This is a genomic window from Bacillus sp. OV166 (genome assembly GCF_900177675.1).
Classification (GTDB): domain Bacteria; phylum Bacillota; class Bacilli; order Bacillales; family Cytobacillaceae; genus Neobacillus.
Window position 1 is genome coordinate 1,885,400 of record NZ_FXWM01000001.1, and the last position, 19,610, is coordinate 1,905,009.

24 protein-coding genes and 1 pseudogene are annotated in these 19,610 nt (G+C 36.2%); 19 read left to right on the plus strand and 6 right to left on the minus strand.

The features are described from left to right. Positions 1 to 116: 116 nt before the first annotated feature. Complete coding sequence (locus CCK98_RS09035) at positions 117 to 551, plus strand: CBS domain-containing protein (RefSeq protein ID WP_088086273.1); 435 nt, start codon at positions 117 to 119, stop codon at positions 549 to 551. A 179-nt stretch (positions 552 to 730) separates the two neighbouring features. Next, entirely contained in the window at positions 731 to 1,810 is a 1,080-nt protein-coding gene (locus CCK98_RS09040) for a CAP domain-containing protein (RefSeq protein ID WP_088086274.1), read from the plus strand. A 17-nt stretch (positions 1,811 to 1,827) separates the two neighbouring features. Here the strand turns inward: CCK98_RS09040 and CCK98_RS09045 are convergent, their stop codons facing one another. Together CCK98_RS09045 and CCK98_RS09050 are read right to left on the minus strand one after the other, a co-directional pair. Then, entirely contained in the window at positions 1,828 to 2,187 is a 360-nt protein-coding gene (locus CCK98_RS09045; RefSeq protein WP_088086275.1) for a hypothetical protein, read from the minus strand. A gap of 21 nt (positions 2,188 to 2,208) precedes the next feature. Beyond that, positions 2,209 to 2,691, minus strand: a complete 483-nt coding sequence (locus CCK98_RS09050) for a PaaI family thioesterase (RefSeq protein ID WP_088086276.1) — start codon at positions 2,689 to 2,691, stop codon at positions 2,209 to 2,211. A gap of 146 nt (positions 2,692 to 2,837) precedes the next feature. Here CCK98_RS09050 and CCK98_RS09055 point away from each other — a divergent pair, with 146 nt between their 5' ends. The 5 genes from CCK98_RS09055 to CCK98_RS09075 all read left to right on the plus strand — a co-directional run bounded on the left by CCK98_RS09055 (position 2,838) and on the right by CCK98_RS09075 (position 4,909). Beyond that, on the plus strand, positions 2,838 to 3,242 hold the full coding sequence (locus tag CCK98_RS09055) for a YlbD family protein (RefSeq protein ID WP_088086277.1): 405 nt from the start codon (positions 2,838 to 2,840) through the stop codon (positions 3,240 to 3,242). A gap of 19 nt (positions 3,243 to 3,261) precedes the next feature. Then, a complete protein-coding gene (locus tag CCK98_RS09060; RefSeq protein WP_088086278.1) occupies positions 3,262 to 3,501 on the plus strand; it encodes a YlbE-like family protein in 240 nt (79 codons plus the stop codon). A gap of 108 nt (positions 3,502 to 3,609) precedes the next feature. Further along, positions 3,610 to 3,975 (plus strand): hypothetical protein, encoded by a 366-nt coding sequence (locus tag CCK98_RS09065; RefSeq protein WP_088086279.1) that lies wholly within the window; start codon positions 3,610 to 3,612, stop codon positions 3,973 to 3,975. A 60-nt stretch (positions 3,976 to 4,035) separates the two neighbouring features. Continuing rightward, positions 4,036 to 4,479: a YlbF family regulator gene (locus CCK98_RS09070; RefSeq protein WP_088086280.1), complete on the plus strand. Its 444-nt coding sequence runs from the start codon at positions 4,036 to 4,038 to the stop codon at positions 4,477 to 4,479. Between the two features lie 154 nt (positions 4,480 to 4,633). Further along, positions 4,634 to 4,909 (plus strand): YlbG family protein, encoded by a 276-nt coding sequence (locus CCK98_RS09075; protein ID WP_088086281.1) that lies wholly within the window; start codon positions 4,634 to 4,636, stop codon positions 4,907 to 4,909. A gap of 234 nt (positions 4,910 to 5,143) precedes the next feature. Here CCK98_RS09075 and CCK98_RS09080 read toward each other — a convergent pair whose 3' ends face one another. Next, on the minus strand, positions 5,144 to 5,533 hold the full coding sequence (locus CCK98_RS09080) for a methylthioribose kinase (protein ID WP_088086282.1): 390 nt from the start codon (positions 5,531 to 5,533) through the stop codon (positions 5,144 to 5,146). A gap of 409 nt (positions 5,534 to 5,942) precedes the next feature. On the opposite strand from CCK98_RS09080, the gene rsmD reads away from it, so the two are divergent. After that, positions 5,943 to 6,503: a 16S rRNA (guanine(966)-N(2))-methyltransferase RsmD gene (gene rsmD, locus CCK98_RS09085; protein ID WP_088086283.1), complete on the plus strand. Its 561-nt coding sequence runs from the start codon at positions 5,943 to 5,945 to the stop codon at positions 6,501 to 6,503. A 12-nt stretch (positions 6,504 to 6,515) separates the two neighbouring features. Further along, positions 6,516 to 7,001 (plus strand): pantetheine-phosphate adenylyltransferase, encoded by a 486-nt coding sequence (gene coaD / locus CCK98_RS09090; RefSeq protein ID WP_088086284.1) that lies wholly within the window; start codon positions 6,516 to 6,518, stop codon positions 6,999 to 7,001. Positions 7,002 to 7,024: 23 nt separating this feature from the next. Here the strand turns inward: coaD and ylbJ are convergent, their stop codons facing one another. Continuing rightward, positions 7,025 to 8,239, minus strand: a complete 1,215-nt coding sequence (ylbJ, locus tag CCK98_RS09095) for a sporulation integral membrane protein YlbJ (protein WP_088086285.1) — start codon at positions 8,237 to 8,239, stop codon at positions 7,025 to 7,027. Positions 8,240 to 8,475: 236 nt separating this feature from the next. On the opposite strand from ylbJ, the gene CCK98_RS09100 reads away from it, so the two are divergent. Continuing rightward, positions 8,476 to 9,255, plus strand: a complete 780-nt coding sequence (locus CCK98_RS09100; protein ID WP_088086286.1) for a patatin-like phospholipase family protein — start codon at positions 8,476 to 8,478, stop codon at positions 9,253 to 9,255. Positions 9,256 to 9,263: 8 nt separating this feature from the next. After that, positions 9,264 to 10,283, plus strand: a complete 1,020-nt coding sequence (locus CCK98_RS09105; protein ID WP_088086287.1) for a SepM family pheromone-processing serine protease — start codon at positions 9,264 to 9,266, stop codon at positions 10,281 to 10,283. A 28-nt stretch (positions 10,284 to 10,311) separates the two neighbouring features. On the opposite strand, the pseudogene CCK98_RS09110 reads toward CCK98_RS09105, so the two are convergent. Beyond that, positions 10,312 to 11,531: pseudogene (locus CCK98_RS09110) on the minus strand (nucleotidyltransferase). Between the two features lie 233 nt (positions 11,532 to 11,764). Here CCK98_RS09110 and CCK98_RS09115 point away from each other — a divergent pair. The 4 genes from CCK98_RS09115 (at position 11,765) to CCK98_RS09130 (ending at position 14,125) form a co-directional block, all read left to right on the plus strand. Next, complete coding sequence (locus CCK98_RS09115) at positions 11,765 to 12,292, plus strand: DUF177 domain-containing protein (RefSeq protein ID WP_088086288.1); 528 nt, start codon at positions 11,765 to 11,767, stop codon at positions 12,290 to 12,292. Positions 12,293 to 12,375: 83 nt separating this feature from the next. Beyond that, a complete protein-coding gene (gene rpmF, locus CCK98_RS09120; protein WP_026566356.1) occupies positions 12,376 to 12,549 on the plus strand; it encodes a 50S ribosomal protein L32 in 174 nt (57 codons plus the stop codon). 102 nt (positions 12,550 to 12,651) lie between these two features. After that, positions 12,652 to 13,413: an enoyl-CoA hydratase/isomerase family protein gene (locus tag CCK98_RS09125; RefSeq protein ID WP_088086289.1), complete on the plus strand. Its 762-nt coding sequence runs from the start codon at positions 12,652 to 12,654 to the stop codon at positions 13,411 to 13,413. A gap of 82 nt (positions 13,414 to 13,495) precedes the next feature. Continuing rightward, positions 13,496 to 14,125, plus strand: a complete 630-nt coding sequence (locus tag CCK98_RS09130) for an RsfA family transcriptional regulator (RefSeq protein WP_088086290.1) — start codon at positions 13,496 to 13,498, stop codon at positions 14,123 to 14,125. A 35-nt stretch (positions 14,126 to 14,160) separates the two neighbouring features. Here CCK98_RS09130 and CCK98_RS09135 read toward each other — a convergent pair whose 3' ends face one another. Continuing rightward, the gene (locus CCK98_RS09135) at positions 14,161 to 14,637 is read right to left on the minus strand and encodes an N-acetyltransferase (protein ID WP_088086291.1); all 477 of its coding nucleotides are present in this window, start codon (positions 14,635 to 14,637) and stop codon (positions 14,161 to 14,163) included. 227 nt (positions 14,638 to 14,864) lie between these two features. Between CCK98_RS09135 and CCK98_RS09140 the strand changes: the two genes are divergently transcribed. The 4 genes from CCK98_RS09140 (at position 14,865) to bshC (ending at position 19,522) form a co-directional block, all read left to right on the plus strand. Continuing rightward, a complete protein-coding gene (locus CCK98_RS09140) occupies positions 14,865 to 16,388 on the plus strand; it encodes an acyl-CoA carboxylase subunit beta (RefSeq protein WP_088086292.1) in 1,524 nt (507 codons plus the stop codon). Between the two features lie 117 nt (positions 16,389 to 16,505). Next, positions 16,506 to 17,408: a 2-dehydropantoate 2-reductase gene (locus CCK98_RS09145; protein WP_088086293.1), complete on the plus strand. Its 903-nt coding sequence runs from the start codon at positions 16,506 to 16,508 to the stop codon at positions 17,406 to 17,408. Further along, on the plus strand, positions 17,405 to 17,800 hold the full coding sequence (locus CCK98_RS09150; protein WP_088086294.1) for a DUF3397 domain-containing protein: 396 nt from the start codon (positions 17,405 to 17,407) through the stop codon (positions 17,798 to 17,800). Before CCK98_RS09145 ends, CCK98_RS09150 begins: the two co-directional genes overlap by 4 nt. 87 nt (positions 17,801 to 17,887) lie before the next feature. Next, positions 17,888 to 19,522 carry a bacillithiol biosynthesis cysteine-adding enzyme BshC gene (bshC, locus tag CCK98_RS09155; protein ID WP_088086295.1) on the plus strand — a complete coding sequence of 545 codons (1,635 nt, stop codon included), beginning with the start codon at positions 17,888 to 17,890 and terminating at the stop codon, positions 19,520 to 19,522. Positions 19,523 to 19,610 lie beyond the last annotated feature (88 nt).

Consider the following 19,610-nt stretch of genomic DNA (forward strand, 5'->3'; position numbering starts at 1 on the left):
AATAATAGTTGAAAATGTTTCAACTTGCAATGAATACCTTCAGCGAATAAAACAATCTTGGTTGGAAACCCTAAAATAATGGTAAGAGGAATTAAATAAACTTTGGGGGCAGCAAAATGGAAAAAATCCGAGATATAATGACTGAAGATGTAGAATGCTGTACGTTACTAGATAATGTTTATGAAGTCGCCTTAAAGATGAAGCAATTAAATGTTGGGGCTATACCAATTATTGATCAGGAAAAGCTTGTCGGAATGATTACAGACCGAGATATTGTTGTTCGAGGTGTTGCTGAAAAACATCCTGGTTCAACAAAAGTAGAAGATATCATGAGTAATAACCTTATTACTGTTACTCCTGATTCTTCCAGTAAAGATGCAGCAAAATTAATGGCAAAGCATCAAATCCGACGTTTACCTGTGGTAGAGGAAGGTAAGTTAATAGGAATTGTTTCCCTTGGTGATTTTGCGATCCGCGAATTGACTGACGACCAAGCAAAAGAGGCATTAACGGAAATATCTGAGCAAAATTATAATGGAGCACAACATTAAAAATTATTATATAAAAAAATAGTTTTACCTTTAGAAAACAGGTACTCATTGTGCCTGTTTTCTTTTCATCAGTTCATTTGTCTGACATTTTTGATAATGACTATTACTATTCAAGATATTGATGATATAATAATTTTATCTATATATATAATGATACATGAAAGTAATAGAGAGGGTGAATGCCTCTGCGTACACTGACTAGAATTCTTATTCTTTCAGCAGTTTTCTTAACTATCGGTTTTTATGTGAGTATAAACGAAAATAACGATAGTAATATTTTAATTAAAGAAGATCGTACTTCAGAAATGAAACAACCTATTTCACAAAATCCTGATAATAAGCCAAGTAAAAAAATAGTCTCGGAAAAACCGAAAGAAGGTTTGGCTTTATTAATTGGGAAAAATGAAGGGGAATTAGAAAAAATGCTTGGTTCACCAGATCGGATCGATGAGTCAATGTATGGTTACCAGTGGTATATTTATAATCAAGAAGATAAAAAGTATGTCCAAGTGGGTGTTGAAAATAAACGTGTAGTTACGATTTTCGCGATAGGCCAAAATCTTGATGTAGCACCTTTTGAAATAGGAGAGCCGGTTGAGGAAATCTTTAATACGCATTATATTGATACAAATATTAAGATTGACTATAATGGTAATTCGTATCATTTTGAATTGAATGATGCTGATTTAAATCTACGGCCAATGGTGCAATTGGGTGATGTCTTTGTCCAGCTCTACATAGATAAATTTACTGGCAATCTTTCAAGTGTTCGGTTCCTTAATGCAGAAACACTAATTAAACAAAGGCCATATGAACTTGTTTATAGTGGATATTTAATCAAAGCACCTGAACCTAGTGAAGAAATGCGGCGTGCCATTGAAGAAGATACAGAACAAGAGATATTTGACCTAACGAATGTCTTAAGAGTAAGACATAATTTAAAGGAATTAAAATGGGATGAGAATACGGCAGAGGCCGCGTTTGAGCACAGTAAGGATATGTCAGTAAACAACGACTTTTCACATACTTCCAAAAAATTTGGAGATCTTACCAAACGATTAAAAACGGCCCATGTGGTTTACCAGGCTGCAGGCGAGAATATTGCGGCAAATTATACAGATGGACCAGCTGTTGTCGAGGGTTGGCTAAATAGTAAAGGACACCGTGAGTCACTGTTAAACAAGGAATACTCTCATCTTGGTGTAGGGGTGTTCCAAAAGTACTATACCCAAAACTTTATATCAAAAACAGAACAATGAAAAAGGTGACGAATATGTCACCTTTTTTCAATCTTATATTGATTAAATATAAATCTGTTTTGCTCCCATTTCCCGTATAATCGGATCACATCCCCCACATTAAAAGACACTTTATTGAAATTGTTAGTAATGGGTGTGATCTTTTGGGCGGTGACTATTTTTGTTTCTGTTTGTAGTTTTAAGGACTGAACATAAATGTAGCGATGATAATAAAACCGTTGCTTTTCTTCGACAATACTTTTAATTTCACCTGTTATGATTGCTTCTTGCTGTACTTGGCAAGTATCAAGCCACTTTGTATCGTGCTCCTTCATCTCTTTTTTTGTAAGCCAAAAAAAGTAAAGGCAAATAATTGGGATTACGATGGCGGTGACCATTATTGATCACACCTCCGCTTATTATTTTTTTATAATAAAGAATGTTCCTGTGGCATAGGCGATTTTTTTTCCGTCACTCCGATATGCTTCACCTGAGATGACCATTGTTTTGCTGCCTCTATGAACAATTTCCGCTTTACAGTAGAGTGTTTCTCCGATAGCTGGTGCTGTGTAATGGATATTCAATTGATTTGTTACGGCTCCATAACCTTCTGGTTGAAGATAATTAGCCAGACTCCCCATTGCTGTATCAAGAACCGTCGCAGTAATCCCGCCATGGACAATATCTAGGTTGTTATTAAGAGTTGGGTCTAAAGGAATCGTAATTTCGCAGGTTTTCTCATTTAGTTTTCTATCCATTTGTAGAATTCCGTCAATATATGTACTTCGCTTTTGTTTAATTTTTACTTGGAATCCCGATAAAAGGTAGGCAAGAGAATTTAAATCAGCCTCTGAACCAGTTTCAATACATGTTTCTAATAATCGACGTAATTCATCTTTCATTATACTTACCTCTTTCATTTCTTTGTCTTTTGACATCTTACCATTTACAAGGCAAATATTAAATATTTTAATCGCGGTGTTCTTTCACATTTGTAAAATTCTTTCATATTGTATTATTGGGACTAATTTGGGCTGAGGTGAGATAAATGACACAAAAAAAATTACACCCTTCCGTGTCACAATTCAAAGAATTTGTTAAAAACAATCCAAAACTAATTAAAGAAGTACGGAAAGGGCAGGCAACTTGGCAGGAACTATATGAAGACTGGTATTTATTAGGTGAAGAAGATAGCCGCTGGGAATCGATGGGATCTGATACTGGATCAGTGGATGAAACGAGCACAGAGTCTAAAGGTGATTGGCTTTCTAATATTATGGGAATGGTTAAGAAAATGGATCCGAATCAAATGCAAAACCACATGAATAACCTAAGTCAAGCTCTGGGGGCGATCCAAGGTGTAATTTCACAATTTCAAGGAGAAAACCCTGGTACAGGTCCTGTTAAGCCGTCAGAAGGACCTAAACATCCATTTCTATTTAGAAAAGATTGATGGAAAGGAACTTTAACTTATGCGAAGAGATTTACTGCAATATATTGAAAGTCAAAAGGACTTAAAACAATTCATTCGCGAACAACCAATATGGTATAGAAAGCTGTCAAGAAATCCATATGATTTGCAATCGCTTGAAATTGAATCCTTACACTATTATAAGAAAACAATTCCTGACCAAGTGAATAAATTTTCGAATAGTGTACAAATGGCTTCGATGATGTATAACATGTTTCAGGCGATGAAAAATCAAAATTAAACAAAGTCACAGGATTTATTTTGTGGCTTTTTTTATTTGTCATAGCGGAGTAAGACTAAAAAAAGAAAAGGAGGCGAACAATACAAGCAAAAGAAGGAGTGAATTTAAATGAAAAAGCTAGTTCCGCAATTAGTCCTAATGATCTTTTTGATTGGAATCCTTACTGGATTTAATAATGTCTTACCTAGAACTGAAATTCCTTCACTTTATGTCCACCACCAGATCAAAAGTGATACAGTTTTAATTAATTGTATTGTTACAGGAATCAGCTTCCGTGACGCAGACCCTTCAAAAGGAAGAATCGGGAAGATTGTTGTTTGGGTGGATGGAAAGAAAAATAGCGAGGTTAAAGCGGCAGCTTTTATAATTAAAGGTTTTTCACCGGGAACCCATAAGGTAAAGTTAGAAGTTGTCAATCCAAATAATGAACCGTATGGATTAGCGAAAGAATTTATGGTAAATATCCCTAGATAAACTGAAATTTTCACATTACTGTCACTTTCATGTTAAAATATCTTTGGAGGTGGGCGTAAAATGCTTGCTACGTTAGAGAGAGTCGAATTATTGGAACAAGCTGAGCAATTGGCAAAGATGGTTTTAGAATCTGAAATAGCCGAACAATATCAAATATGTTTATATAAATTGCAAAATAACAAGGAAACACAGCGGAAAATAAATCAATTCGTTCGTCTAAAGGAGTTATATGACGAGGTCCAGCGGTTTGGTAAATACCATCCTGATTATAAAAAGGTAATGACACAAATCCGCGAAAATAAAAGGGAAATGGATATGGATCCCCTGGTAGCAGAATTCAAATTGGCTGAGAATGATTTGCAAGACCTACTAGATGCAATTAGTATTATTGTAGGCGGTGCGGTCTCTGAACATATAAAAGTTCCAACAGGAAATCAGTTTTTTGAAACGAAAACCAGCCACGTTAGTGGTTGTGGCGGTGGAGGAAGCTGTGGGTGCGGCTGAAAAATCAGCGAATTGTGCTGATTTTTTTTTGTAATGTCAATTTTTTCAGATTTTAAGCACTTATCTGGAATAAGTAGCAAAGTTTGAATTGAAAAGGAACGTTTTAATATGCTAGACTTATGTAAAATGATGGTTTGTTGAAGGGGAAAAAAGTATGTTTGTTCAAAGACAAGGATTGGTTGTTTGGCTTTACTCGTTAAAACAAGCTAAAATGCTTCGGCGTTTCGGAAACGTTCATTACGTTTCAAAAAAGTTGAAGTATGTTGTTCTGTATTGTAATCAAGAAGAGCTGAATGAAATAATGGAAAAGTTAAATTCTTTTTCGTTTGTAAAGAAAGTAGAACCTTCATATAAACCATTTTTAAGAATGGAGTATGAGAATTCGGCGCCAGATAAAGCAAAGGAATATGATTATAAAATGGGTATTTAAAAAGGTGAGGGCGTTTCCCTCACCTTTTCCTATTGTTTAGCTCCAGCGCCCAGTGTACTTCGCACTTTTCCCTACGATAAGTCAAGCACGAATGCGCTAACGCTCTCCGTGTTTCCTTTATCTCAGTCAAAGCGCTCCACAAGGAACGCTTCGGCAGCATAAGCATCGCACGAAGGAAAAGCGTTAGCTTTTTCGAGGAGTCCATACGCCGCTAAACGGGCGCTTGCGCTTTTCCTATTGTAATGGAAGTAAATAATGATTAAGACGGAGAATGCCGATTAAGTGCTGGTAATACAGCTCTTTTTCATAAAAAATGGTTGACGGCTTAACAGATAGCTCATGTATTTGCTTACCATGTTTTTCAGCAGTAGAAGCAAATATATCATACCTCTTATTTGATATAAATTTTGGGTTTGGAATACCCTCACGACAAATATATAGGGCTTGAAATTTTCCTGGGTCTGTTGGCTTTAATACGACAACCAATGAGGTTCGTTCCTGATCATCAATCTTTGTGTGCAGTGCGAGCATATGTTGAAGACGGTGTTGATTTGCATTTGTAAGCTCAATCAGTTCATATATATCTGAATATCCTTCTCCTAATTCAATAAAACGCTGGATCAATGAAAACTCTCCTTTAAAATGGCTTATTTCAAGAATACTCTATCACTAATTTCCGATCTTTTGAATAATAAGTAAAAAAAAACCTGCAGAAAATTCTGCAGGTTCCTTCCATATCCTCATAAAGGATAGAAGGCAAAGGGAGAGGAGAAACCGGAGGAAGAACTTATGGGGAAACGTAAGTCTTCTCCGCGGTTGGCAACAACATCCTCGAATTGATGTTGTTAATTACATTATTTCCACAACCTAAAAGCTTATACGTACTTTCGAATAAATTTTCCTGATGAAAGAATCATATTCTGTAAATCATTACTCTAATGAAAAGATATTCACTTACTAATTGTCTCCTTTTTGTATATTATGGTAGGATGGATTAAGAAAATTATTTCTGAAAAAATGTGGTGATATGGTAGTGAGAGTGGTTTCAGGGATTTGCAAAGGTAGACCTTTGAAAGCTGTTCCAGGTAATACAACGAGGCCGACAACTGATAAGGTAAAAGAGGCTTTATTTAATATGATTGGTCCTTATTTTGATGGCGGCATTGGATTGGACCTATTTGCTGGAAGCGGTGGATTAGGTTTGGAGGCACTTAGTAGGGGATTGGATAAAGTTATTTTTATTGACAGAGAATTAAAGGCCATTCAAGTGATCCAGGAAAATATTAAAGCTTGTAAATTTGAGGACCAAACGGAAGTCTATCGCAATGATGCCGATAGAGCATTAAAGGCTCTCATAAAAAGAGAAATCTGCTTTGATTTCATATTTTTAGACCCGCCGTATAAAAAACAACAACTCGTCAGTTTAATGGAAAAAATGGATAAACAGGATGTAGTAAAAATAGATGGATGCGTTGTCTGTGAGCATAGCTTCGATGTTGAATTACCAAAATCATTTGGGCGGTTTATCCAAATAAAACATGAAAAGTATGGAATGATCGCGGTAACTATTTATTTACGAACAAATATTGAGTGAGGGGGAGTCAATTTGACAGGAATAGCCGTTTGTCCAGGAAGCTTTGATCCAATTACATATGGTCATTTAGATATTATTAGAAGAGGTGCCAAAGTATTTGATACTGTCTATGTGAGTGTTTTAAACAATTCATCTAAAAATCCATTATTCAGTGTTGAAGAGCGAATGAATCTAATCAAGGCTGTAACAAAAGATCTTCCTAATGTTAAGGTAGATGTCCATTCTGGGTTACTTGTTGATTATGCAAAGGCTGTTAATGCTAATGCTATCATCCGTGGATTACGGGCAGTTTCAGATTTTGAGTACGAAATGCAAATCACTTCGATGAATAGAGTGCTAAATGAAGATATCGAGACCTTTTTTATTATGACCAATAATCAATATTCCTTCTTAAGCTCCAGTATTGTAAAAGAAGTGGCAAAATATAATGGGAACATATCAACGCTCGTCCCACCAATTGTTGAAAAAGAATTACAAAAGAAGTTTAAAAAACAATAAAAAAGAGCTTTGTCAGCTCTTTTTTATTGTTTTTTTACGCGGGAAAACAAAATTAGCACATACACTAAAAGGGAGAAAATGGTGATAAGCGGACCAACTTCCATCATTTTATGATAAAAATGATCTGCCCATGAACCGTCTTCAAAAAAACCAACAGGTAATGCGTTAGAAGGTTGCTCTTGATTATTGAAACGCAAGTAAACTGGCTTCCACAAAATCAATGCAAACAAGCTTGCAAATATACCTTGAAGGATTCTTGCAATAAAAAATGGTTTAAATCGGATATCTGTTTGTGCCAGGATGCTTGCAACCTGTGCTTGGACACTAAATCCACTAAATGCCAGGATAAAGCTGGTAATCATTGCTTTTTGTAATAGAGTAGCATCTTGAACCAGACTCGTTAGTTGGCTGCCTAATGTGATTTCAAATAAACCAGATATAAAAGGAATGCTTAACATTTCAGGGAAAGACAATGAGGATAACAAGATCTCCACTGATTTTGCAAGTGTCGCTGTGATATGTAAATGATAAAGTAATTTGTTAATCACAGAAAATAAAATAATAAACCCGCCAACCATTAATAAAGTTTGAATAGAAGAATTAACTGCATCACCAAGAAGTTTACCAATTGGTCGATTATCTTTTAATCTTGTTTGATGCAAAGCGGATAAAGCCAATCGGATTTTGAACTTTTTATTTTTCTTACTAATTTCGTCAGGGGATTCATTCCCATAAAAACGCATGATTAATCCAACACAAATATTTCCTAAATAGTGGGCTAATGCAAGAATAACACCTAAATGAGGATTATAGAAAAAACCTACAGATACTGCCCCAAAGATAAATAAAGGGTTAGAAGAATTTGTGAAAGAAACAAGTCTTTCTGCTTCAATTCGTGTTAAGTGGCCTTCCTGACGTAATCTTGCGGTAAACTTTGCTCCAGCAGGGAATCCTGAAGCCATACCCATCGCCCAAACGAACCCTCCAACACCAGGTACCTTAAAGAGAGGCCTCATTAATGGTTCCAATAATACGCCGATAAATTTGACAACCCCAAAGCCAATTAACATTTCAGAAACAATAAAAAAAGGTAATAGGGATGGAAAGACAATTTCCCACCACATATTTAGTCCTCGTATAGAAGCGTCTAATGACTCTTGAGGAAAAGAAATAAGGGAGGCAGCTAAAATAGTGACGGATATAGATAAAAAAATAGTTTTTAGTTTGGAACGAAACAATGAAGGAACCTCCTTCCGAGAGGGATCGATGAAACTGTGCAATCAATTAATTGAATGGTAAAATAAGAAATATTCTTATCCTGACTTGTCCTCATATAAAACAAATATACTCATAGAACGTTTATTTAGACCATAAGATTGAACGAGATTTCTTATTTCTGTGGATTGGCTTCGGGAAGTCCTGTCTGTTACGGTAGAAAAAACATCTAATAGGTTTAAATAGGAGGTCTTTAGTAATGGAGCACCCTAAAATAGGCTTGGCGCTTGGTTCGGGTGGTGCACGCGGGTTTGCTCATTTAGGAGTCATAAAAGCATTGAAAGATGCTGAAATTCCGATTCATCTGATTGCAGGCAGCAGCATGGGGGCGCTGGTTGCAAGTTTTTACGGGGCAGGAATTGACATGGATCGGTTATATAAATTATCCACAGCTTTTAAAAGAAAATACTTTTTGGATTTTACTGTTCCGAAAATGGGATTTATCTCAGGAAAAAAAGTAAAGGAATTTATTAAGGTTTTTACTCATGGAAAAAACATTGAGGACTTGTCTATTCCAATAGGTATCGTCGCAACTGATTTATTGACAGGAGAAAAGGTTGTTTTTCAAACGGGGCCGGTTGCTGATGCTGTAAGAGCAAGTATTTCCATCCCGGGGATTTTTGTTCCAGAAAAATATAATGGGAGAATCCTTGTAGATGGTGGTGTATCTGACCGTATTCCTGTTTCTGTGGCTAAAGAGATGGGGGCGGATATAGTTATCGCAGTAGATGTCTCCAGAGTGAAAAGGAACGCAGAAATTACCTCTATTTACGATGTGATTATGCAGAGTATAGACATTATGCAAGCGGAAATAATTAACAATAGAGAGATCGCTGCTAATGTAATGATTCGACCCCCTGTTGAAATTTATAGTTCACGAGCCTTCACAAATATTGATGAGATCATTAATCTTGGTGAGGAAGAAGCGAAAAAACATCTAAAGCAAATAAAAACCGTGATTGAACAGTGGAAGGGGTAGAAAATGCGATGCGCAAAAAATTATATATAGGTTCTGCACTTATCGTTGCCATTTTTTTTATCTGGGGAATGTTCTATTCATTGCCTTATTATGTTTCAAAACCTGGAATGGCGAAAGAACTTGGACCAATCATTATGGTTGATGGCGGCGATAAAGATAAAGGTAATTTTATGCTTACAACAGTTAGAATGGGTAGAGCAAATATTTACTCCTATTTAGAAGCAAAGATACGAAATTATGAAGAACTGTATCCATTAGATATGATTTTAAATAAAAAAGAAACAGAGGAAGAATACAATGCAAGACAGCTCCATCTGATGGCTGGCTCAAAACTTAATGCAATAGAAGTTGCCTACCGTAAGGCGGGATTGCCTGTAAATTATAAATATAAGGGGATCTATGTCATGCAGGTGATTCCAGAAATGCCTGCGGATGGAAAGCTTTCCACGGGTGACCGAATTTTTAAAGTGGATGGGCAGCAATTGCCTTCTTCGGAAAAATTTATTGATTACGTAAGCAAAAAACAAGCTGGGGATAAGGTGAAATTAACCTACTTGCGTAATAAAAGTACAAAGACTGTAACATTAGAACTTCAGCCTTTTAAAGAGAATCCTCAAAAGGTGGGGATAGGGATTTCTCTAGTGGACGATAAAGAAATAGTTGTCAATCCAAAGGTTAAAGTAAAGACAGATGAAATTGGGGGACCATCTGCTGGGTTCATGTTTTCATTAGAAATCTATAACCAGTTAACAGAAGGAGACTTAACTAAGGGCTATCAAATTGCTGGTACCGGGACGATTGATGTGGATGGAACAGTCGGACCTATTGGAGGAATTGAACAAAAAATCGTAGCTGCTGACAAGGCGGGGGCGGAGTACTTTTTAGCCCCTAATGAAAAAGGAATAAAGAATTCCAATTACCGGGATGCAGTAAAAACTGCAAGGGACATAAAAACCAAAATGAAGATCGTTCCAATTGATACATTTGACGACGCAGTTAGGTATTTAGAAAAGCTAAAGGGAAAATAAAAATGATGGTGCGTATGCATCATCATTTTTATTTTTCCTGTATATAAATAGGCGGTTGCTCAAATTCCTGCCGAAGCATTTTGTTTTTTAAATGACTAGGAATCCCTAGAGAATAAATCCGAGCTGCCTTAATATCAAGGTTTATTTCTTTTTCTTTAAATGAGGCTAGTTTTGAAATAAGTGGGAGACCAAGGTGCGACTTCTTCTTATTTAAATATTCCCTGCCCATACTGGTCATTCCTAAAAGTCTAAGATAAGAGGCTTTTTCCGAGTGTCTCGTCATTTCCTCTTTTTTGTGTTCGTTAAAATATGAACACATAACCTTTGCAGTCTTGTCCATGTATATCTTTTTGTTTTAATTTGCTGCATAAATTTGTGAAAGTTATCAGATACAAGTGCTGCTCCTTGAAGTCGATTCTCAAGTCCCTCTTCCATCTCATAAATTTCCCTGAGATCACTTGGGCTAGAATGAATCAAGCGAAATTGAAGGTAGCTCCAATAATTTTCCCATTGGTGAAATCTCTGAAATTGTTGTTCATACTCTTTTAATAAAAGTTTTGTTTGCTCTGGTACATATTGATCAATTTCTGCTTGGCCTTCGTTATCTGTAAAAATGGCTTTACGAATACTCGTCGCACTTGCAATTGTTGCAGAAGCAAAATGTTCATCGTGATAGTCAGCGTTTTTTCGTGGGATTGTCATCGGACTGACTGAACTCTTTTGTCGTTGGATTGCTTTTATGTATTCAAGTCCAAGAATATTATTTGGTTTTGCTAAATCCAAATAATTATTTGCATCAGGCAATTGTTTAAAAGCTAAGGAAAGAGCTTTAGGATAGCTGACACCAGTATCTAAGTGCCATTTGATGTTTTCATTAAATGAGTTTTGTTGTTCTTTTAAGTAATCGATAGTTTGAATGAAGGAGGATAAATCTCCACTTTCACTGCCAAAACAGAGAGAGTTGCAGCCGACAGCATCTAAAATTGACACAGCACCGTTTGCGAACGTTTCCGCTTTCTGAGTAGCGAAGCGATAGGGAAGCTCAAAGACAATATCTACCCCATTTAACAATGCCATCTTGGTGCGCTGCCATTTGGAAACAAGTGCCGGTTCTCCACGTTGTAAAAAGTTTCCGCTCATTACTGCAATGACAACATCTGCCTCTGCAGCCTCCTTTGATGCTTGTAAATGAAAGGCATGTCCATTATGAAAAGGGTTGTATTCCACTATTAAACCAACAGATTTCATTTATTTTCTCCCTTTTTTTTTAAACTACTAACATTATATCAATAATTTAAGGAAACCAATCAAATTATATGATAAGATATTAAAGATGTTTGCAAATAGCTTATCTGGTTAAACTAGAATAGGAAACCTATATGAGCGATTGCTTTTAATCACCTGACGGGGTGTAAAGAAAAAACATTGACAAAAAATTTATCGAAGGCTATAATTACCTTTGTTGCCTTGGGGTGATTCAATTGAAATGGACATTAAGTCAATTACAAAAATATCGAAACAAGGATTTTATGATTGATGAGATGGTTCGTGTGGATGAGATCAAACAAGATGATCCAACCATCCGAGAAGTTTCTCCGATGCATATTACTGGTCGGGGAGATATCGATTCAACAAAAGTGACATTCCATTTAAAAATCGAAGGTTACTTAATACTTCCTTGTTCTCGTACTTTAGTGGATGTAAAACTTCCAATTAATGTCGAAACAACTGAAACGTTCCTCTTGCAAGGTTCAGTTTATGAAACTGAAGAGGAAGCATATCAAGTAAATAGTGATGTGATTGATGTAATGCCAATCCTTCGAGAGATTCTTTTACTTGAAGTTCCAATGCAAGTTTTTTGTGACGATGTTAATCATGAAGACGCTGCTCCACAGTCTGGCAAGGATTGGGAAGTTGTTCATGAGGAAGATCGATCTAAAAAAATGGATCCGAGACTTGCTGGTCTCGCAAAGTTTTTTGACGAAAACAATTCTTCTTCCGAATCATAATCGACAAATCTAAGAAGCAAAGTGAAGAACCAGAATTCCTGGCCTTCATTACTTTCTTAATACTCTTTAAGGAGGTGGGAAGAATGGCTGTACCTTTTAGAAGGACTTCTAAAACTGCAAAAAGAAAACGTCGTACTCATTTTAAATTAAACGTACCTGGTATGGTAAGCTGCCCAAACTGTGGTGAAATGAAACTTTCACACCGCGTATGTAAAGCTTGCGGAACATACAAAGGAAAAGACGTAGTGAACGACTAATTTTAAGGTAAGATAGAAAGCACAAGGGTGTTAAAGCCCTTGTGCTTTTGTCGTTTTAAAAAAAATACATACTCTAAATAAGTAATGAAAGGTTGAGATAGATTGTCTTATTCGATTGAAAAACAGGAAAAGGGTTATTTATTATTTACGATTAATAGAACTGAAAAAAGAAATGCTATTAATTTTGACGTGATGGAAGGCTTAGCTGAAGCGATAAGAAGAGCCTCTGAATCAGATATAAAGGCACTTGTGATTACCGGAAAAGACGACCGTGCTTTTTGTTCGGGAGGAGATTTATCTGTTTTTCACAAGCTTCACACAAAGGAAGAAGCGTATCCAATGCTTTCTAAAATGGCAAATATTCTTTATTCGCTGCTAACCTTAGCAGTTCCAACCATGGCTCTCATAAATGGAACAGCGATTGGCGGCGGGTGCGAACTTGCAGCTGCTTGCGACTTTCGTATTGCGCGAGAAGGTATAAAGGCAGGGTTTGTACAAGGCAAGCAAGCGATAACAACAGGCTGGGGTGGAGGTTCAATTTTATCAGAAAAGTTCCCAGTCTCAGTTACTATGAAGCTTTTAATGGAAGCTGAACTGCAAACAGCGTCATATTTAAACGAAATGGGTTTTATCGATGCTTTATATAGGGGTAACTCTCTTAAGGCTTGTGATGCATACCTTGAGAAAATGTTAACAAATGATCGAAGCGTGCTGAAATCCTATAAAATGCTTTGGATTAGAAAGTGGGAGGAAACTAAACTGCTTGAAAGAATAGAAGAAGAGGTAAGAAATTGTTCCTTACTGTGGGAAAGTGATGACCATCATCAATATGTAAAAACTTTTATAGGCAAAAACAATGAATAAAGATTAAAACACCGCTTTTGATTAAGTCTATCTTTTCTAGTAGATGCATATGTATTATAAAAACACTAGGAGGGATGATTTAATGTCACCAACTCGACAAGATGCATGGTCCCAAGATGAAGACTTGTTGCTTGCTGAAGTTGTGTTACGGCACATCCGTGAAGGCGGGACACAGCTGCAAGCGTTTGAAGAAGTAGGGAAGCAGCTTACGCGTACCTCTGCAGCCTGTGGCTTTCGCTGGAATTCATTTGTTAGAAAACAATATAAATCAGGAATAGAGCTTGCCAAAAAGCAGCGTAAAGAGTTGAAAAAGCAGCCAGTCTCGACTGAAGTAGAGACTATTCAGGAAGCAGTTAAAGTAGAAAGCGTTCCTTCACCAAAAGGAAATGTGCCAAGCAGCACAATTACGTTTTCGGCTGTTATTCAATTTTTAGAGGGTCTTCATCAAAAAGCGCAAGTTTCAACCGATTTTGAAGCAGACAGGAAGAGATCTTTTGAAAAAATCAAAGAGTTGGAAAAGAAGGCATTCTATTTAGCTGCAGAAAATGAAAGATTATCCAAAAATTTAAAGGCAATCGAAGAGGATTATCGATCATTAATTGAAATTATGGAAAGAGCTCGAAAAATGGTCGTCCTTCAGGATGAGGACCGACAACAAAAGGTTAAATTCCAAATGGATAAAAACGGGAACCTTGAAAGAGTAGAAAAGTAGAAAAAGCGGACCTAATGTCCGCTTTTTCATTTTTTTTAATTATTATGTTGTGGTTCGACGCCTTTAGGATACCAAACCAATGGATTTTCTCCACGGTCACGCTCCATATCGTATTCTACATTGGCAAAGTCCATTTTTTCCCAGAAACTCCTTGATTGAACTCTAGGGTTCGTCTTAATCGGGAGACCAAAGCTCATTGCAAATTCTACAAGCACTTTGCCATACCCCTTACTTTGATAATCAGGCAATACCTCGAGCTTCCATATTTCTAAATAACTTTGCGGCGGATAGAAGTAGCGGTCAAATTTTGCATCAATTTGATATAAACTCATTCGTGCTACTAGTTTGTCCCCGAAATAAATTCCGTAGAATGGTGAGTCACTATTGTTATCAACCATATTTGCTTCAAGATCTTCCAGCATTGACAATTCTTGAATCCCATATTCTTTAAACTTTTTAAACTCTTCTAGTGTTTTAAAGTTTACTTTTAGTCTTTCCACTTTAACTGCCATAGTCGACCTCCTAAATATGAAAACCTCATAATATTGTATATATTCATTTGTTCCTGAATAACATGATATGAAATTAAATTTGCATTATTCAAATGAATTACCTTCATTATATAACAAAAACTTAAAAAATTCTTCAAATTAGTTCAGATAGCGTTTTCAAAGATTGCAGGAAATTTAGAAAATGAGGATGAAACATATTAACGGACGTTTTTTAAGGAGGAGAATTATTGAATAATCAATTGAACGAGAACCGTAAAATAATTGAATCCGGCGGACAACCAAAATATCATGAGAAGGCTAAACAACAAAAAAAGCTCTTTGTTCGTGAGCGTCTTCAATTATTGTTTGATGAAGGAAAATACGAAGAAGATGGTAAATTCGCCAATTTTAAGGCAGGTGACCTTCCTGCAGATGGTGTCGTAACAGCAATTGGTAAAATGAAAGGTCAGACTGTCTGTGTCATGGCAAATGATTCAACAATCAAAGCAGGGTCATGGGGAGCAAGAACGGTTGAAAAAATAATCCGTATTCAAGAAGTAGCGGAAAAATTAAAAGTTCCGTTATTTTATCTGGTCGATTCAGCAGGAGCAAGAATAACAGATCAATTAGAAATGTTTCCAAATCGACGAGGTGCGGGGAAAATTTTTTATAATCAAGTGAAGCTTTCCGGGATGATTCCCCAAGTATGTATTCTGTTTGGCCCGTCCGCTGCTGGTGGGGCTTATATCCCTGCATTTTGCGATATTGTTATTATGGTTGATCAAAATGCTTCGATGTATTTGGGATCACCTCGTATGGCAGAAAAGGTTATCGGCGAAAAGGTAACGCTTGAGGAAATGGGCGGCGCCAGGATGCATTGTTCTGTCAGCGGCTGTGGAGATGTTCTCACTTATAGTGAGGAAGATGCGATTGAATCAGCTAAAAAGTATATTAGTTTCTTTCCAAGCAGTTTTAAAGAAAAACCAAAGATGACTGAAGGCACAGCAGCGAAACAAGGCCGGGAACTAGAAGCGATCATTCCAGAAAACCAAAACGCACCGTTTGATATGTATGAATGTATTGATAAACTTGTGGACCAAGATAGCTTTTATGAAATTAAAAAATTATTTGCCCCAGAATTGATAACGGGATTAGCTAGAATCGATGGAAGAGCTATTGGTATTATTGCTAATCAGCCAAAAGTAAAAGGCGGCGTTTTGTTTGTTGATTCCGCTGATAAAGCTGCAAAATTTATTCAGCTTTGCGATGCTTTTCATATTCCGCTATTATTTTTGGCAGATGTACCTGGTTTCATGATTGGAACAAAGGTTGAACGTGCAGGAATTATCCGTCATGGGGCAAAATTAATTGCTGCTATGAGCTCAAGCACTGTTCCAAAAATATCGGTAATTGTTAGGAAAGCTTATGGTGCTGGTCTTTATGCGATGGCAGGTCCCGCTTTTGAACCTGATTGCTGCATCGCGTTTCCGACCGCACAAATTGCCGTTATGGGTCCAGAAGCCGCTGTCAATGCGGTCTATTCAAACAAAATTAATGAAATAACCGACCCGAAAGAAAAAATTGCTTTTGTCCAAGAAAAACAGAATGAATACAAAGAGCATATCGACATTTACAAACTTGCTTCAGAGCTTATTATCGATGAAATCGTCGCTCCGTCTGAATTACGAAATATACTTATTCAACGCTATTCTTACTATGAAACGAAAGAATTAAATTTCAGTATGCGAAAGCATCCGGTTTACCCCGTATAATTTAATAGACCCTATTCGGCGGTTGTCGAATAGGGCTTGTTTTTTCTAATCTTTCTAACAAACTATCGACTGCATCTGATAAAATATGGGTAAAGATGACTAAAAAGAGGGGTTACTATGAGGGTTGGAATTATAGGTGCTGGATCAATTGGCTTATTATTTGCCGCTTATATTAGTAGGGTGTTTGAGGTTACGATATACTGTAGATCAACAGAGCAAACATCTGAGATAAATAAAAATGGAATCGTACTAAAGAAAAAAGGAGAACAAACAATATCCTTTGTACAGGCCCTGCCCATTACAGAGTGGAAGGGAGTAGAGGATATAACAATTATCACGGTCAAACAGTATCAACTTTATCCAATTATTGAGAAAATAAATCAATTACCAGTAATTCCTAACAATCTTTTATTTTTACAGAATGGCATGGGGCATATAAAACAGCTTGAAACAATCCCGTTTACTAATATTTATGTGGGATCAGTGGAGCACGGAGCCCTTAAAGAAAATTCATATACTGTATCCCATAATGGTGAAGGTATAACTAATGTTGCTGTTTTCAAGGGAGATCCAACACTTTTGAGTGAATTTATTTTTTCAGCACCAATCGAATTTCCACTTGTTCTCAAAGAGGATTACTTTCAAATGCTGCAAAATAAATTAATTGTCAACGCAGTCATTAATCCATTAACGGCAATTCTTCAGGTTAAAAATGGCGAATTAATAAAAAATCAATACTATTTTCATGTATTAAAAAATTTATTTTCCGAAATTGCTACGGTATTAAATTTGAAAAATGCTGAAGTACATCAACTACAAATTATTGATATATGTAAAAACACCTCCGAAAACCGCTCCTCCATGCTTAGGGATATTGAAGCGAACAAAATGACAGAAGTAGATGCAATCTTAGGGTATATTTTAGAAGAAGCACAATTTAAGGAAATGACCGTACCTCAGGTTGAGAACCTTTATTATTTAATAAAGGGGAAAGAAGTGTTAAAGGAGGCGAACTCTTGATTACTTTTCTATCCTCCATTATAACTATTTTCTTCACTTTACCATTTTTAGGATTATTCATCATTTTTTTTATAACAAAACTGGTGACAAACAATACGCGAAAATCAGTCCACATGGCACTTGATTATACAACGATATTATTTATTATTTCCGTTCATTTTTTAATCGCTACTATTTGGGGTAAATCACTTTTTTGGTTAATAATACTAATAATGCTTTTAATTGCGATGATTTTTGTATTTGTTCATTGGAAGGTAAAAGAAGAAATTGTTTTGAAAAAAGTGATGAAGGGTTTTTGGCGTTTTAATTTTATCCTCTTTCTCCTTGCATACATCACCTTAACGCTATATGGATTAATTCATCGTGCATTAATATTTACCTTTTCCAACTGATTTCAAGCCAAAGTTTTTTTCAAATCCGGTTGGTAGTGGTATACTCTTAAAAGAATGAATTTGGGTGATCAGAAAGGAAGTACATGAATGGAGATTTTAAATCTCTCTTTACCAGCAACAAATCGGTTTGCTTCGAATTATTTGGAACAGTCTACTGAAATCGAGCCTTTTTTTCATTACAGGTTTAATGAATTAACCGATGATGCCAAAAGGGTTTCTGAACTAAGTAACCGGTCATTTCCTCGCATAGAGGTTGCTGAACACATTGAGAGCTTTATGAAGCAGTTTCCATCGTCTGAAGCTGTTATCAAGTCAGTAGATAAACTTAAAACAAATAATAGCCTCGTAGTTATTGGTGGTCAGCAGGCAGGGATCCTCACAGGGCCGCTTTATTCAATACATAAAGTCATTTCAATTATTAAATTAGCAGAGCAAAAGGAAGAGCAGCTTGGAGTACCAGTCGTTCCAGTATTTTGGATTGCAGGCGAAGATCATGATTTCCAAGAAGTTAATCATGTGTTTGTGCCAGTTAATCGAAAGGTAGATAAATGGACCTATCCGGAGAGAGTGGTTAATAAGAAAATGGTCTCCGATATTCAGTTAAACAAAGAAAGCTGTCTAGCATGGGTTAATAATCTAATTGAGAATTTCGGTGAGACAGAGCATACGAATACACTATTAGAATTTGCGAAAGAACAAATATCCATATCAACAACCTTCGTCGATTTCTTCGCAAATATTATTATGGAATTGTTCAAGGATTATGGGTTATTAATTGTTGATTCAGGTAACAGAGAGTTTCGTTTGCTGCAGAAAGAATTTTTAAAAAGTCAAATTCTTCACCATGAAGCGATAACAAACAAATTATTGGAGCAACAAAGGGAAATTGGAAAAAATGGTTTTCCAATTACGCTTGATGCAGGTGAAGAAAATGCCAACCTATTCTACTATGATCAGAAAATGAGTGAACGGATTCTACTTGAGTACGATCGAGGAAATGATCGTTTTGTGGGGAAAAATGGGACCTTGGCATTTACGAGAGAACAATTAGTGGTGCTAGCTGAGGAGAGTCCGGCAAATTTAAGCAATAATGTGGTGACGCGTCCGTTAATGCAGGAATGGCTCTTTCCGACTGTTGCTTTCATTGCAGGGCCAGGTGAAATATCATATTGGGCAGAACTCAAACTAGTTTTTGAGCATTTTGATATGAAGATGCCGCCGATCGTTCCCCGTTTGAATATTACCATCCTTGATCGATCGGTGGAAACAGATGTTGCAGAATTGCATCTAAATTTAGCAGAGGTTTTGAGCATTGGAACGGACAAAGGAAGACACCAATTTCTAGAAGCGATAAAAGACAAAGAAGTGGAGTCACTATTTTCAATTACTAAAGACCAATTAGTAAAGCAATATAGACAAATTGAAGCAAAAACAGCTGAGTTAGACCGCGGCCTATTACCATTATTTAAGAAAAACGAAGGTTACTTATTAAAAGAAATCGATTTTTTGAAAAAGAAACTTGATGAAGCAGTAAGATTAAAGCACGATAATATGATCAAAAAATATGCGCGTGTTGATCTTGCTTTAAGACCTGATGGTTTTCCGCAAGAGAGGGTTTGGAATGTATTTTATTATCTAAATCAATATGGATTGAATTTTATTAATGACTTAATGACTGGAAGATTCGAATTTGATGGAAGGCACAAGGTCATGAAAATATAGAAAAACTTCACTTACATTGTGGAGTTTTTCTTTTTTTTGTAAAAAAATAACATAATGAAACAGGATTATAAAGAATTAAAGCGAATAG

What these genes read in the sequence shown, in the direction of transcription:
- CCK98_RS09035 (WP_088086273.1), top strand. Translation starts at nt 117, where the DNA reads ATGGAAAAAATCCGAGATATAATGACTGAAGATGTAGAATGCTGTACG.
- CCK98_RS09040 (WP_088086274.1), top strand. Translation starts at nt 731, where the DNA reads ATGCCTCTGCGTACACTGACTAGAATTCTTATTCTTTCAGCAGTTTTC.
- CCK98_RS09045 (WP_088086275.1), bottom strand. Translation starts at nt 2,187, where the DNA reads ATGGTCACCGCCATCGTAATCCCAATTATTTGCCTTTACTTTTTTTGG.
- CCK98_RS09050 (WP_088086276.1), bottom strand. Translation starts at nt 2,691, where the DNA reads ATGAAAGATGAATTACGTCGATTATTAGAAACATGTATTGAAACTGGT.
- CCK98_RS09055 (WP_088086277.1), top strand. Translation starts at nt 2,838, where the DNA reads ATGACACAAAAAAAATTACACCCTTCCGTGTCACAATTCAAAGAATTT.
- CCK98_RS09060 (WP_088086278.1), top strand. Translation starts at nt 3,262, where the DNA reads ATGCGAAGAGATTTACTGCAATATATTGAAAGTCAAAAGGACTTAAAA.
- CCK98_RS09065 (WP_088086279.1), top strand. Translation starts at nt 3,610, where the DNA reads ATGAAAAAGCTAGTTCCGCAATTAGTCCTAATGATCTTTTTGATTGGA.
- CCK98_RS09070 (WP_088086280.1), top strand. Translation starts at nt 4,036, where the DNA reads ATGCTTGCTACGTTAGAGAGAGTCGAATTATTGGAACAAGCTGAGCAA.
- CCK98_RS09075 (WP_088086281.1), top strand. Translation starts at nt 4,634, where the DNA reads ATGTTTGTTCAAAGACAAGGATTGGTTGTTTGGCTTTACTCGTTAAAA.
- CCK98_RS09100 (WP_088086286.1), top strand. Translation starts at nt 8,476, where the DNA reads ATGGAGCACCCTAAAATAGGCTTGGCGCTTGGTTCGGGTGGTGCACGC.
- CCK98_RS09105 (WP_088086287.1), top strand. Translation starts at nt 9,264, where the DNA reads ATGCGCAAAAAATTATATATAGGTTCTGCACTTATCGTTGCCATTTTT.
- rpmF (WP_026566356.1), top strand. Translation starts at nt 12,376, where the DNA reads ATGGCTGTACCTTTTAGAAGGACTTCTAAAACTGCAAAAAGAAAACGT.
- CCK98_RS09130 (WP_088086290.1), top strand. Translation starts at nt 13,496, where the DNA reads ATGTCACCAACTCGACAAGATGCATGGTCCCAAGATGAAGACTTGTTG.
- CCK98_RS09135 (WP_088086291.1), bottom strand. Translation starts at nt 14,637, where the DNA reads ATGGCAGTTAAAGTGGAAAGACTAAAAGTAAACTTTAAAACACTAGAA.
- CCK98_RS09145 (WP_088086293.1), top strand. Translation starts at nt 16,506, where the DNA reads ATGAGGGTTGGAATTATAGGTGCTGGATCAATTGGCTTATTATTTGCC.
- bshC (WP_088086295.1), top strand. Translation starts at nt 17,888, where the DNA reads ATGGAGATTTTAAATCTCTCTTTACCAGCAACAAATCGGTTTGCTTCG.